Source organism: Paraburkholderia sp. BR14374 (assembly GCF_040948685.1).
GTDB classification, from domain to species: Bacteria; Pseudomonadota; Gammaproteobacteria; order Burkholderiales; family Burkholderiaceae; genus Paraburkholderia; species Paraburkholderia youngii.
The window spans coordinates 162,188-175,162 of record NZ_JBFPKF010000013.1 but is presented as its reverse complement, the minus strand read 5'-3'; the positions used below and the strand labels follow the sequence as shown (position 1 = coordinate 175,162).

At 61.3% G+C, this 12,975-nt stretch carries 13 protein-coding genes; all 13 read right to left on the bottom strand.

Going from position 1 to position 12,975, the window contains the following annotated elements:
* Positions 1-28: 28 nt before the first annotated feature.
* Positions 29-454, bottom strand: a complete 426-nt coding sequence (locus AB3X86_RS26415) for a DUF1178 family protein (protein WP_176121318.1) — start codon at positions 452-454, stop codon at positions 29-31.
* A 216-nt stretch (positions 455-670) separates the two neighbouring features.
* Entirely contained in the window at positions 671-1,195 is a 525-nt protein-coding gene (locus AB3X86_RS26410) for a helix-turn-helix transcriptional regulator (protein WP_368598273.1), read from the bottom strand.
* A gap of 63 nt (positions 1,196-1,258) precedes the next feature.
* Entirely contained in the window at positions 1,259-1,504 is a 246-nt protein-coding gene (locus AB3X86_RS26405) for a hypothetical protein (protein ID WP_368598272.1), read from the bottom strand.
* A 294-nt stretch (positions 1,505-1,798) separates the two neighbouring features.
* Entirely contained in the window at positions 1,799-2,389 is a 591-nt protein-coding gene (locus AB3X86_RS26400) for an NUDIX domain-containing protein (RefSeq protein ID WP_184227623.1), read from the bottom strand.
* Positions 2,390-2,434: 45 nt separating this feature from the next.
* Positions 2,435-2,731, bottom strand: coding sequence for a DUF2818 family protein (locus AB3X86_RS26395; protein WP_018420024.1), 297 nt, complete (start codon positions 2,729-2,731; stop codon positions 2,435-2,437).
* Entirely contained in the window at positions 2,731-4,203 is a 1,473-nt protein-coding gene (nuoN, locus tag AB3X86_RS26390) for an NADH-quinone oxidoreductase subunit NuoN (RefSeq protein WP_368598271.1), read from the bottom strand. Before nuoN ends, AB3X86_RS26395 begins: the two co-directional genes overlap by 1 nt.
* Positions 4,204-4,227: 24 nt before the next feature.
* On the bottom strand, positions 4,228-5,718 hold the full coding sequence (locus AB3X86_RS26385; RefSeq protein ID WP_368598270.1) for an NADH-quinone oxidoreductase subunit M: 1,491 nt from the start codon (positions 5,716-5,718) through the stop codon (positions 4,228-4,230).
* Between the two features lie 14 nt (positions 5,719-5,732).
* Positions 5,733-7,799 carry an NADH-quinone oxidoreductase subunit L gene (gene nuoL / locus AB3X86_RS26380; protein ID WP_368598269.1) on the bottom strand — a complete coding sequence of 689 codons (2,067 nt, stop codon included), beginning with the start codon at positions 7,797-7,799 and terminating at the stop codon, positions 5,733-5,735.
* A gap of 17 nt (positions 7,800-7,816) precedes the next feature.
* On the bottom strand, positions 7,817-8,122 hold the full coding sequence (nuoK, locus tag AB3X86_RS26375; protein ID WP_176109119.1) for an NADH-quinone oxidoreductase subunit NuoK: 306 nt from the start codon (positions 8,120-8,122) through the stop codon (positions 7,817-7,819).
* 20 nt (positions 8,123-8,142) lie between these two features.
* Entirely contained in the window at positions 8,143-8,835 is a 693-nt protein-coding gene (locus AB3X86_RS26370; RefSeq protein WP_176109120.1) for an NADH-quinone oxidoreductase subunit J, read from the bottom strand.
* Between the two features lie 192 nt (positions 8,836-9,027).
* On the bottom strand, positions 9,028-9,516 hold the full coding sequence (gene nuoI, locus AB3X86_RS26365) for an NADH-quinone oxidoreductase subunit NuoI (RefSeq protein WP_013088942.1): 489 nt from the start codon (positions 9,514-9,516) through the stop codon (positions 9,028-9,030).
* A 15-nt stretch (positions 9,517-9,531) separates the two neighbouring features.
* Entirely contained in the window at positions 9,532-10,596 is a 1,065-nt protein-coding gene (gene nuoH / locus AB3X86_RS26360; protein ID WP_176121312.1) for an NADH-quinone oxidoreductase subunit NuoH, read from the bottom strand.
* On the bottom strand, positions 10,597-12,930 hold the full coding sequence (nuoG, locus tag AB3X86_RS26355; protein WP_368598268.1) for an NADH-quinone oxidoreductase subunit NuoG: 2,334 nt from the start codon (positions 12,928-12,930) through the stop codon (positions 10,597-10,599).
* Positions 12,931-12,975 lie beyond the last annotated feature (45 nt).

The window sequence follows — 12,975 nt, the reverse complement described above, 5'->3', positions numbered from 1 at the left end:
CACCACCCAGCCGCCTGGAGCCACCGCGCTACTGCAGTGGTTCCTTCAGCGCAGCCGGGACCGGCAGCGGCATCACTTCGATGCCTTCCTCGACCAAGGCACGCGCATCCTCGGGTGTGGTGACACCACGAATACTGCGCGCGGGCGCTTCGTTGTAGTGAATGCGCCGCGCTTCCTCGGCGAAGCGGTCGCCCACGTTCTCGGTCTTCTCCAGTACCTCGCGCAGCGCGCGAATCATGTGCGCCTGCATTTGCTCGACGCCCGCCGGCGCTTTTGAGTCGGTCGCGCCCGATAGATTCAGACGCGGTGCCGACGGCAAACGGCTCACCTCGTGCGCACCGCAGATCGGACATTCGACGAGCTTGCGGGACTGCTGCGACTCGAAGTCATCAGCCGAAGCGAACCAGCCTTCGAACCGATGGCCATGCGGACACTGTAAATCGAGGACCTTCATGTGGAATCAGGGCTTGCGTGCCAGTTTAGCGCAAAATGGAAATTTGTGAACGATCGTTCGTAAAACCTTAGGGCCGACGCACAGCCGCCAGCTGCCGCAACGGAATATCACGTGGGTGCGCGATTTTAACGCTTTACGGCATGTGCTGCCGAAGGCGGCCCGAGCGCTAACCGGTGCCACACTTGCTCGGTTCTACAGCCCGCTGGCGGCGCACCGCTACACCACGAGATTGCCGAGTTGACGACTCACGCGCGGTTCAATCTGACGGGCCTCCTTCGTCAGATTGATCTGCTTCGCCAGTTTTGCGACATCCGCGACACCAATCTCAATCTCGTACCCGCCGCGCGCGGTCAGCCATTCGAGGATGTCGGTCAGATGCCACACCGACGCACTGCCTTCGTGGACCGGGGGCGGAAAGTCGATGGCGTTGTTCAGCATCAGCTTGCGCATGTTTTGCCGCGACACTCCCGCCATTTCGGCCACGTCGGTCAGCCCCACGAAGTCAGGTCCTGCCTCGACCAGTTGCGCGGACGGCACAGCGCGTTTCACGTCCTTGAGCGCGCTGGTGACAGCTTCGAATGCGCTCGTGGCTTCACGGCTGAAAAGCAGCGCGAGGCGGCCTGGTTGCCCGACGCCAATCGTGGCGTCGTCGCACCCCGCTTCGCCCAACCGCTCGACGATTGCGTCTGCATCGCAATCTTCCGCGGCGAGGCGGTACTTCAACGTGAACACATATTCCATACGTTACTCCTGTCTTTGTTGAGCCCAGGTTATTGCGATTCCTGTTTGCTCCCTACGAACCCACTAGCGCCGTGCCGCGCAGTTGCCGACGATGCGCCGCAGATGTCTGGCGTGATTGCCGGGATTCTTCGGCGTACTCCAGACGCTCGATATACAGAACTCTCCGCACCGACATTCAGCGTCTTTGTACGGGCAATAGATTTTTCCCCACGCATGACCTCTTCCGCCTTCCTGAACGCGCCAGCCGTGCTGTTCCGCGTACGCCAATGCGGCCTCGATCTCTTTCTTCTTGTGCCTTCCTCGAACCATCGACACCTCCAATGTAGCCGCTCAATTTCGAGTTGTCAATTGACAACCTGAGATTGAACTGGAACCAGATCACTCAGACGAGTAGCGTCGGCTATCCCAACAAAAAATCGACGATGGCCTCGGTGATCGGAGGGTTCATACTAGCCGGCCGGCAGGTCCGCGACGAGCCAGCCAGATGGCATAGGAAACGGCATTCTGTTGAGCCAGAAAGAAACGGCGGAGCCAATGACAAAGCCCCTGCTGGTCATCGACCAACAGGGGCTTGGTTACATCAGCTACCGGGCTGACGCGAACTTATACCGTCTCGGGCGCCTCAGTCGGCCACGTGCCCGACAGCACTTTCTCGAGCCAGAAAGTACCGATGATCGTCTTCACATCGGTGATCTTGCCCGTGCGCACCCACTCGGACACTTGCTCCACGGTCGCGGTGAACAGTTCGAGAAACTCACCTTCGTCGAGCTTGCGCTCGCCCGCGGTCAAGCCCCGCGCCAGATAGATATCAATGAATTCGGTCGAGTAAGAAATGATCGGGTGGATCCGTGTCAGGTACACGTACTCGCGCGCGGTATAGCCGGTTTCCTCGCGCAGTTCCCGCACCGCGCACGCCAGCGCGCCCTCGTTCGGGTCAAGCTTGCCGGCCGGATATTCGACCATCACCTTGCCCATCGGATAGCGATACTGACTTTCGAGCAGCACGCGACCGTCATCGAACAAGGGGATCACCATGACGGCGCCCGGATGCTGAACGTATTCGCGCGTCGCTTGTTTGCCGTCCGGGAGTCGGACCGTATCGTACTTGACCGTCATGAACGGCCCCTGATGGACCGTCTTGCTGTCGATACAAGTCTCGGTTAGCGCGGCGTCGTGATTGGGAAGTTCAGCCATGTGCGGACCTCGGAACAGCCAGGCGCGCGCGACGGCGAGACGCCGTCAGCGGCGTTTGACGAGATATTGGAAGGTAAAACCGGGAAAAGCGAACACGACGAACAGAGCGAACGTGATCGCATAAAACTGCCAGCCCTGCTCGAAGCGATTTCCCGCGCGCGCTTCGAGCAAAAAGCCCAGCGCGCCGACCACGAAATACAGCACGATCAATTCGGCAATGCGGAGCCAGGCGCTTTTCTTCGCCGCTTTCAACGGCACCGCGGCGAAGAGGCGCTGATTCAGGAACGGCAGGTTGGCGCCGACTAGCGCCAACAGCACGATAAACCAGCCCGCAGCGGACATCAGAGCAACAGCGTGTGCTGGATCGCCTGCAGGCAGGCGCGCAACAGCGGATCCGGCACGATACCGAGCACCAGCACGGCGACGCCGTTCAACGCGAGCAACCCGCGCGTGCTCGTGTCCGCCACGATCGCCGACTTGTCTTGCGGCTCGTCGAAGTACATCAGCTTGACGATACGCAGGTAGTAGAACGCGCCGAACAGCGACGTGATCACCGCGAGCACGGTAAGCCAGGTCAGGCCGGCGTTCATCGTCGCTTGCAGCACGGCGAGCTTCGCGTAGAAGCCGACTGCCGGCGGAATACCCGCGAGCGAGAACATCATGATCATCATCACGAACGCGAAGACCGCGCTGCGCTGATTGAGGCCCTTGAAGTCCTCCAGCGTGTCCGCTTCGAAGTCGCGGCGCGCGAGCAGCATGATGACGCCAAAGGTACCGAGCGTGGTGATCAGGTAGACGATGCTGTAGAACATCGCCGAGCCGTACGCGCTCGCGGCGCCCGTGGTTTTCTGGTCGACCACGCCGGCGAGCAGGCCGAGCAGCACGAAGCCCATGTTCGAGATCGCCGAATACGCGAGCATCCGCTTGACGTTGCGCTGCACGATACCGGTGATGTTGCCGACGATCAGCGACAGCGCCGCCAGAATCACCAGCATCTGTTGCCATTCGACCGCCAGCGGCAGCAGGCCCATCACGAGGAAACGCAGACCCCACGCGAATGCCGCGACCTTCGGACCGCCACCGACGATGAGCGTCATCGCCGTCGGTGCGCCCTGATACACGTCGGGCACCCACATATGGAACGGCACCGCGCCCATCTTGAACGCCACGCCCGCCACGATGAAGATCACGCCGAACAGCAGCACGGTCGGATCGTAGTGGCTCGTGTTAATCGCCTTGAAGACTTCGTTCAGGTCCAGCGAGCCGGTCGCGCCATACAGCATCGAAACACCGTACAGCAGGAAACCGGAAGCCAGCGCGCCGAGCACGTAGTACTTCATCGCCGCTTCGTTCGACGACGCCACTTCGCGACGCAGCGCGATCACCGCGTACAGCGACAGCGACATCAGTTCCAGACCGAGATACAGCGTCAGGAAGTTGTTGCCCGAGATCATCACGATCTGGCCGAGCAGCGAGAACATGCCGAGCAGGAAGAAGTCGCCGCGGAACAGGCTACGGTCTTCGAGGTAGCGACGCGAATAAACGATCGTCACCGCGTAGCCGAGCGACACCACCGCCTTCATCACGTTGGCGAACGGATCGACCACGTACATGTGATCGAAGAAGTAATGCACTTGCGGGTCGAACGCATTCACCGCGAACCAGATCCCGGCGACGAGCGTCGAGAAGAACGCGATGAAATACGTGGTACGGCGGCCCTCCGGGCCGACGAACGTGTCGTTGAGCCACGCGATGACAATGGCGAACATCACCAATGCGTCAGGCAACAGAGCAGTCATAGGGGCGTTTTGCATGGTCTTAAATTCCTCCGCTCGTCGTTACTGAGGCAACGGCAGCTTCGATTGCGCAACGTGGGAGAGGAGGTTTTCCACGGATACGTGCATCACATCGGTAAAGGGCTTCGGATACAGGCCCATGAACAGCGTCAGTGCGGCGAGCACTGCCAGCATGAAAAATTCGCGACGGTCGATGTCGAGCAGGTTCTTCACGTGGTCGTTCGCGACTGCGCCGAAGTACACGCGCTTGTACATCCACAGCGTGTAGGCCGCGCCGAGAATCAGCGTGACTGCCGCGCCACTCGCGATCCAGAAGTTGTACTGGACGGAGGCCAGAATCACCATGAATTCGCCGACGAAACCGGAAGTGCCCGGCAAGCCGCAATTCGCCATCGCGAACAGCATCACGAACGCCGCGAACTTCGGCATCACGTTGACGACGCCGCCGTAATCGGCGATCTGACGCGAGTGCATGCGGTCGTACAGCACGCCGATGCACAGGAACATTGCGCCCGACACGAAGCCATGCGAGATCATCTGCACGATCGCGCCTTCCGCGCCGAGCTGATTGAAGATAAAGAAGCCGAGCGTGACAAAGCCCATGTGCGCAATCGACGAATACGCGACCAGCTTCTTCATGTCGGCCTGCACCATCGCAACGAGACCGATGTAGATGACGGCGATCAGCGACAGCGTGATGATGACCGGTGCGAGGAAATGGCTTGCATCAGGCGTGATCGGCAGCGAGAAGCGCAGGAAACCGTACGCACCGAGCTTCAGCATGATCGCGGCCAGCACCACCGAACCGCCGGTCGGCGCTTCCACGTGCGCGTCCGGCAACCACGTGTGCACCGGCCACATCGGCACCTTCACCGCGAAGGCCAGGAAGAACGCGATAAACAGCAGCACCTGCGGCGTCATCGCGATCTGCGCGTGCTGCCACGTGGCGATGTCGAACGAGCCGGTCTCGTTGTACAGATAGATCAGCGCAACCAGCATCAGCAGCGAGCCCGCCAGCGTGTAGAGGAAGAACTTGAACGCCGCGTACACGCGGTTCGCCCCGCCCCACACGCCGATGATGATGTACATCGGGATCAGCGTCGCTTCGAAGAACACGTAGAACAGCATGCCGTCGGCCGCGCTGAACACGCCGACCATGATGCCCGACAGGATCAGAAAGGCCGCGAGGTACTGGCCGACGTTCTTCGTGATCACTTCCCACGCTGCGATCACGACGATCACCGTGATCAACGCGGTCAACGAGACGAACCACATCGAAATGCCGTCCACGCCGAGGTGATACATGATGTGGAAGCGCTGGATCCAGTTCGCCTGCTCGACGAACTGCAGGTCGGCGGTGCTCGAATCGAAGCTGGTGATCAGCGGCAGCGTGACGAGGAAGCTCAGGACCGAGCCGATCAGCGAGATCCAGCGCGCGGGAGCGGGGTTCTCGTCGTTGCCGATCGCGAGGACCAGCAGACCGAAGAGGATCGGCAACCAGATCGCGATGCTGAGAATCGGATAAGCGTGCATGAGTGTCTCTCGCCTTATTTGCCGCCGAGCGTTACAAACAGGGTCAGGAGCCCCAGCATGCCGATGATCATGGCGAACGCGTAGTGGTAGATGTAACCGGATTGGAGGAAGCGGATCACGCTGGCGAACCAGCCGATAAAGCGGGCGCTGCCGTTCACGATGCCGTCGATCACGACTACGTCGCCTTCCTTCCACAAACCACGGCCAATGGCCACAGCGCCCCGCGCAAACACGACTTCGTTGATCTTGTCCATGTAGTACTTGTTATCGAGCAACGTGTAGATCGGGCCGAATGCGCGCTTGATGACAGCGGGCAGATCCGGACGGACCAGATACAGGAACCATGCGACCACCACGCCTGCGAGCGCGAGCCATACCGGCAGACCCGACACCGAGTGCAGACCCATCGACGCCCAGCCCTGGAATTCTTCGGCCATCTCATGCAGCGCCGGATGGTTCTCGCTGATGTAGATCACCTTGTCGAACGCGACGCCGTGCTGGAAGAAGTCGCCGAACAGCATCGGACCGACGCCGATCGCGCCGATCACGATCGACGGAATCGCCAGCAGCACGAGCGGCACCCACACGACCCACGGCGTTTCGTGCGGCTCGTGAGCGTGGTCGCCGTGACCATGGCCATGGTCATCGTGGCCGTGCGCGCCATTTGCATGCGACGCGGCTTCCGCGCCCATCGGCGATTCCGGGTGCTTCGGATTGCGGAAGCGCTCCTCGCCGTGGAACACCATGAAATACATGCGGAACGAATACAACGCGGTCACGAACACGCTTGCGACCACCGCGAAGTACGCGAAACCCGAGCCCGGCAGATGCGACAGCTTCACCGCGTCGATGATCGAGTCTTTCGAGTAGAAGCCCGAGAAGAACGGCGTGCCGATCAGCGCGAGCGAACCGATCAGCGACGTGATCCACGTAATCGGCATGTACTTGCGCAGGCCGCCCATGTTGCGCATGTCCTGATCGTGATGCATGCCGATGATCACCGAACCCGCGCCGAGGAACAGCAGCGCCTTGAAGAACGCGTGCGTCATCAGGTGGAACACGGCGACCGAGTAAGCCGATGCGCCGAGCGCGACCGTCATGTAACCGAGCTGCGACAGCGTGGAATAAGCGACCACACGCTTGATGTCGTTTTGGACGATGCCGAGAAAGCCCATGAACAGCGCGGTAATCGCACCGATGACCATGACGAACGACAGCGCCGTATCGGACAGTTCGAACAGCGGCGACATGCGCGTAACCATGAAGATACCGGCCGTCACCATGGTCGCAGCGTGAATCAGCGCGGAGATCGGCGTCGGACCTTCCATCGAGTCCGGCAGCCACACGTGCAGAGGGAACTGCGCCGACTTACCCATCGCGCCGATGAACAGGCAAATGCAGGCCACCGTCAGCAAGCCCCAGTCGGTACCCGGGAAGTTCAGCGCCGCGAGTTCGGTACGCTTTGCGAAGACTTCGCCGTAGTTCATCGAACCGGCGAACGCGAACAGCAGACCGATGCCGAGCAGGAAACCGAAGTCGCCGACGCGGTTCACGATGAACGCCTTCATGTTCGCGTAGATCGCGCTCTCACGCTTGAAGTAGAAGCCGATCAGCAGGTACGAAACGAGACCCACCGCTTCCCAGCCGAAGAACAGCTGCAGGAAGTTGTTGCTCATCACGAGCATCAGCATCGAGAACGTGAACAGCGAGATGTACGAGAAGAAGCGCTGGTAGCCGTCGTCGTCGGCCATGTAGCCGATCGTGTAAATGTGCACCATCAGCGACACGAAGTTGACCACGACGATCATCATCGCGGTCAGCGAGTCGACCAGGAAGCCGACTTCGAGCTGCGTCTTGCCGATCGACATCCATTGATAAACGGTCGCGTTGAAGCTCGCACCGTCCATCACCTGGAAGAAGACCATCACCGACAGGATGAACGAAACCGCGACGCCGAGGATCGTGACCGAATGCGCACCCGCCCGCCCTATCGCCTTGCCGAACAGCCCTGCAACCAGGGAACCGGCGAGCGGTGCCAGCGGAATTGCCAACAGCAGGTTTTCATTGAGTATCGTGGACATAACCGCTTTTCCTGAAATTAACCTTTGAGCTGATCGAGATCCTCGACATTGATCGTGTCGAGACTACGGAACAGGGTCACCAGAATTGCGAGACCGATCGCCGATTCGGCTGCAGCAACCGTCAGCACGAAGAAGACGAAAACCTGGCCGTGCACGTCGCCCAGATAGTGCGAGAACGCGACAAAATTGGTGTTCACCGCGAGCAGCATCAGTTCGATCGCCATCAGGATGATGATGACGTTGCGGCGGTTCAGGAAAATGCCGACGACGCTGATCGCAAACAGGATCGCGCCGAGGACGAGGTAATGGGCAAGGGTCAACATGATTTCTATCTCCTGTCCGCTCAGCTGTTCTTGGCTGCTGCCGAGTCGGCTGCTGCTGCGGCTGCCGCGGCAGCCGCTTGTTCCGCGGCGATGGTCGCCGCGGTTTTCTCCGACGGCATCTTCACGACGCGCACGCGGTCCTGGGCACGCACCTTGACCTGCGCGCTGACGTTCTGACGCTTGCTGTCCTTCTTGTGGCTCGTGGTCAGCGCGATCGCCGCGATGATGGCGACCAGCAGAATCAGGCCCGCGATTTCGAACGCGAAGATGTAGTTGGTGTAGATGACCTTGCCGATCAGGCGCGTGTTCGACCAGTCGCCCATACCGGCGGCGGCCGAGGCCGTGTCGTGCAGTGCGGTAGCCGTCGCGCCGTAGCCGTGCCACAGGATCAGTGCGGTTTCGATCACGATGATCGCGCCCACTGCCGATGCCATCGGCACGAAGCGTTTGAAGTCCTTGCGTAGCACGTCGAGATTGATGTCCAGCATCATCACGACGAACAGGAACAGCACCATCACCGCGCCGACGTAGACCAGCACCAGCAGGATCGCGAGGAACTCCGCCTCGAGCAGCATCCAGATCGCGGCTGCGTTGAAGAACGCCAGCACCAGATACAGTGCGCACGCCACTGGATTGCGGGAGGTGATCACCTTCAGCCCTGAAACCACGAGGAGCAGCGCGAAGATGTAGAACAGTACGGTCGTGAATTCCATGATTACCGGTTCATCGTTAGGCCATCGTCAGGCATTGTTCTTTGGCACGCGTGGTTGGCAAAAGCGGAGCAAACCGCCAGTACCGCCACACAGGTGCGCCGTGCCGCGGCGTTCAGGCCGCGGCGGTCGACCCGACAGCAGGCCGTGTTAATGCTTTTACTGCCGCATTTACTGCATCAGCGGGAAAGCGCTTCAACGATACGGTGCGTCGGCTGCCTTGTTGGCGGCGATTTGTGCTTCGTAGCGGTCGCCAACGGCCAGCAGCATTTCCTTCGTGAAGTACAGGTCGCCGCGCTTCTCGCCGTGATACTCGAGAATGTGCGTCTCGACGATCGAGTCGACCGGGCAGCTCTCTTCGCAGAAACCGCAGAAGATGCACTTGGTCAGGTCGATGTCGTAGCGCGTCGTGCGGCGCGTGTTGTCCGCGCGCGTTTCCGATTCGATCGTGATCGCGAGCGCCGGGCACACCGCTTCGCACAGCTTGCACGCGATGCAGCGCTCTTCGCCGTTTTCATACCGGCGCAGCGCATGCAGACCGCGGAAACGCGGCGAGATCGGGGTCTTTTCTTCCGGGAACTGCACGGTGACCTTGCGCTGGAACGTGTAGCGTCCGGTCAGCGCGAGGCCTTTCAGCAGTTCCGTGAGGAAGAAAGTCTTGAAGAAGTTTTGGATTGCGGTCATGGGTTCGTCCGCCCTTTATTTCCAGATGTTCAACGGCGACATGATCCAGAAGCCGACCACCACGAGCCACACCACGCAGACCGGAATGAAGACCTTCCAGCCGAGACGCATGATCTGGTCATAGCGGTAGCGCGGGAACGTGGCACGCGCCCAGATGAACACCGACAACAGCAGGAAAACCTTGAGGACGAGCCAGAAGATGCCCGGGATGAACGACAGGAACCCGAACGGAGCGCTCCAGCCCCCAAGGAACAGTGTTGCAGCCAATGCTGAGATCACGATCATGTTGATGTACTCGGCGAGGAAGAACAGCGCGAACGCCATGCCCGAGTAATCGATCATGTGACCCGCGACGATTTCCGATTCGCCTTCCACCACGTCGAACGGGTGACGGTTCGTTTCGGCGATGCCCGAGATGAAGTACACGACGAACATCGGCAGCAGCGGTAGCCAGTTCCACGACAGGAAATTCAGGCCGTGCGAGGCGAAGAAGCCCTGCTCCTGCGAACCGACGATGCCCGACAGATTCAGCGTACCGGCCGTCATCAGCACGACCACCAGCGCGAAGCCCATCGAGATTTCGTACGAGACCATCTGCGCGGCGGCGCGCATCGCGCCGAGGAACGCATATTTCGAGTTCGACGCCCAGCCGGCCAGAATCACGCCATACACGCCGATCGACGAGATCGCCATCGCGTACAGCAGACCCGCGTTGATGTCGCCGAGCACCGCGCCCGCCTGGAACGGAATCACCGCCCACACCGCGAACGCCGGCACCACCACCATGATCGGTGCGATGACGTAGATCCAGCGGCTCGCCTGGGCAGGCTGGATCACTTCCTTGAGTAGAAGCTTCAGCACGTCGGCGATCGGCTGCAACAGGCCGCCGGGGCCGACGCGGTTCGGACCGAGACGCACGTGCATCCAGCCGATCAGCTTCCGCTCCCACAGGATCAGGTAAGCGACGCACAGCAGGATCACGACGGCCACCACCAGGATGCGCACGAGCGCCCACACCGTAGGCCATGCCACACCGAGAAGCTGGGCGCCGCCCGAGTTGATCGTATCGAACAAGCTCATTTACGCCTTCTCCACCACCAGTTCACCGAACAGGCTGCCCAGCGCTGCACCGGCAGGCGTAGCCGCCGATACGCGGACGACCGTCTCCGCAAGATTCGCGTCGCGCACGGCCGGCAACTGCACCGCTTGCTCGCCCTGACGAACGCGCACCGCGTCGCCCTCTTTCAAACCCAGTTTATCGAACAGCGCAGCCGGCAGGCCGACCGAATTCGCCGTACGGGCCGCCGCGGTCAGATGCAGCGACTCTGCGCGACGCACCAGCGCGTCGGCGTGATAGATCGGCACGTTCGCGAGACGCTCGAACTTGCCTTCCGCCGCCTTCACGGCCTGGCCGCGCGTCACCGCGACGCCGGTACGGTTCGACAGCCTCGAACTGAGGTCACCGTCGCCGAGCGCCGCTGCGCGCACTTCTTCGACCGTGTCGTATTCGAAGCCCGGCGCGCCGAGCAGGCTGCCCAGCACGCGCAACACCTTCCACGCCGGACGCGTGTCGCCGAGCGGACGCACGACGCCGTTGAAAGCCTGCACCGTGCCTTCCGCGTTGACGAACGAGCCGCCCGTTTCGGTGAACGGTGCAATCGGCAACAGCACGTCGGCATAGTCGGCGCCGGTCTGGAACGGCGACATCACGACGACCATCTCGGCCTGCTTCAGCGCGGCAAGCGCTTGAACCGGATTGGCCGTGTCGAATTCCGGCTCGAGATTCAAAAGCAGATAGCCCTTGCGCGGTTGCTCGAACACTTCGCGTGCATTCAGACCGCCTTCGCCCGGCAGCGCGTTCACGAGGTGCGCGCCGACCGTGTTGGCCGCTTCGGTCAGGAAACCGAGCGTGGCGCCGGTCGCTTCGGCAATCCATTGCGCCGCGGCGTGGATCGCCGCGAAGTCCGTATGACGGACCGCGTCGTTGCCGAGCAGCACGACGCGCAGTGCGCCGTTGGTCAGCGATTTCGCGATCTGCTTGTGCGCGTCCGTCGGCTGCGTGCCGGCGAATGCTTCCGGCAGTGCGACGCCCTTCGCTTCGCCCACCGCGCCGGCAATCCCTGCCAACGCCTCGAGCCATGCCGACGGTGCGGCGACCACACGGTGCGCCTGCGGGATCATCGCGTCGTCGTTGGTGGCCTGGATCAACGTGAGCGCCGAACCGCCGCGTGCGACCTGACGCAAACGCGCGGCGAACAGCGGATGATCACGACGTAGATCCGAGCCGATCACGAGCGCCGCATCGACGTTCGACAGATCGGCGATCGTGCCGCCGAGCCACGGCGCGCCGGTAACGGGAGCCGAGAAGTCCGACTGACGCAGACGGAAGTCGACGTTCGGCGTGCCGACCGCTTGCGCGATCTGCTTGAGCAGGAACAGTTCTTCGACTGTGCTGTGCGCGCTCGACAGCGCCGCAAGCGCGTTCGCGCCGTGGTCGCCCGCGATGCCCTTCAGGCCCTTGACCACATAATCGAGCGCGGTTTGCCAGTCGGTTTCGACCCACTGGCCGCCCTGCTTGAGCATCGGCTTGGTCAGACGCTCGGGGCTGTTGAGACCTTCGTACGAGAAGCGATCCTTGTCCGAAATCCAGCACTCGTTGATCGCTTCGTTCTCGAACGGCAGAACGCGCATCACGCGATTGTTCTTCACCTGCACGATGAGGTTCGCGCCAACGGAATCGTGCGGGCTCACCGACTTGCGGCGCGACAGCTCCCAGGTGCGGGCGCTGTAGCGGAACGGCTTGCTGGTCAGCGCGCCGACCGGGCATAGATCGATCATGTTGCCCGACAATTCCGAGTCGACCGTCTTGCCGACGAACGACGTGATTTCCGAATGCTCGCCGCGGCCAAGCATGCCGAGTTCCATCACGCCGGCGATTTCCTGGCCGAAGCGGACGCAACGCGTGCAGTGAATGCAGCGCGACATCTCTTCCATCGAGATCAGCGGGCCCACGTTCTTGTGGAACACCACGCGCTTTTCTTCGCTATAGCGCGACGACGACTTGCCGTAACCGACGGCCAGATCCTGCAACTGGCACTCGCCGCCCTGGTCGCAGATCGGGCAGTCGAGCGGATGGTTGATCAGCAGGAATTCCATCACAGCTTGCTGGCCCTTCACCGCCTTGTCCGACTTGGTGCGCACGATCATGCCGGCCGACACCGGGGTCGCGCACGCGGGCACGGCCTTCGGCATCTTCTCGACATCGACCAGACACATCCGGCAATTGGCCGCAATCGACAGCTTCTTGTGATAGCAGAAGTGAGGAATGTAGGTGTCGACCTTATGCGCAGCCTGGATCACCATGCTGCCTTCAGGCACCTCGACTTTCTTGCCGTCTATTTCCAGTTCAACCATGATGGTCAATCTTCCTTAACCTGTTACCGCTCAATCGTTCGCCAG

Excerpts from the sequence above, each read along its gene's own strand:
- AB3X86_RS26370 (WP_176109120.1), bottom strand. The coding sequence starts at position 8,835 with ATGGAATTCACGACCGTACTGTTCTACATCTTCGCGCTGCTCCTCGTG.
- nuoH (WP_176121312.1), bottom strand. The coding sequence starts at position 10,596 with ATGAGCTTGTTCGATACGATCAACTCGGGCGGCGCCCAGCTTCTCGGT.
- nuoN (WP_368598271.1), bottom strand. The coding sequence starts at position 4,203 with ATGCAAAACGCCCCTATGACTGCTCTGTTGCCTGACGCATTGGTGATG.
- AB3X86_RS26405 (WP_368598272.1), bottom strand. The coding sequence starts at position 1,504 with ATGGTTCGAGGAAGGCACAAGAAGAAAGAGATCGAGGCCGCATTGGCG.
- AB3X86_RS26395 (WP_018420024.1), bottom strand. The coding sequence starts at position 2,731 with ATGTCCGCTGCGGGCTGGTTTATCGTGCTGTTGGCGCTAGTCGGCGCC.
- AB3X86_RS26385 (WP_368598270.1), bottom strand. The coding sequence starts at position 5,718 with ATGCACGCTTATCCGATTCTCAGCATCGCGATCTGGTTGCCGATCCTC.
- AB3X86_RS26415 (WP_176121318.1), bottom strand. The coding sequence starts at position 454 with ATGAAGGTCCTCGATTTACAGTGTCCGCATGGCCATCGGTTCGAAGGC.
- AB3X86_RS26410 (WP_368598273.1), bottom strand. The coding sequence starts at position 1,195 with ATGGAATATGTGTTCACGTTGAAGTACCGCCTCGCCGCGGAAGATTGC.
- nuoG (WP_368598268.1), bottom strand. The coding sequence starts at position 12,930 with ATGGTTGAACTGGAAATAGACGGCAAGAAAGTCGAGGTGCCTGAAGGC.
- nuoK (WP_176109119.1), bottom strand. The coding sequence starts at position 8,122 with ATGTTGACCCTTGCCCATTACCTCGTCCTCGGCGCGATCCTGTTTGCG.
- nuoI (WP_013088942.1), bottom strand. The coding sequence starts at position 9,516 with ATGACCGCAATCCAAAACTTCTTCAAGACTTTCTTCCTCACGGAACTG.
- AB3X86_RS26400 (WP_184227623.1), bottom strand. The coding sequence starts at position 2,389 with ATGGCTGAACTTCCCAATCACGACGCCGCGCTAACCGAGACTTGTATC.
- nuoL (WP_368598269.1), bottom strand. The coding sequence starts at position 7,799 with ATGTCCACGATACTCAATGAAAACCTGCTGTTGGCAATTCCGCTGGCA.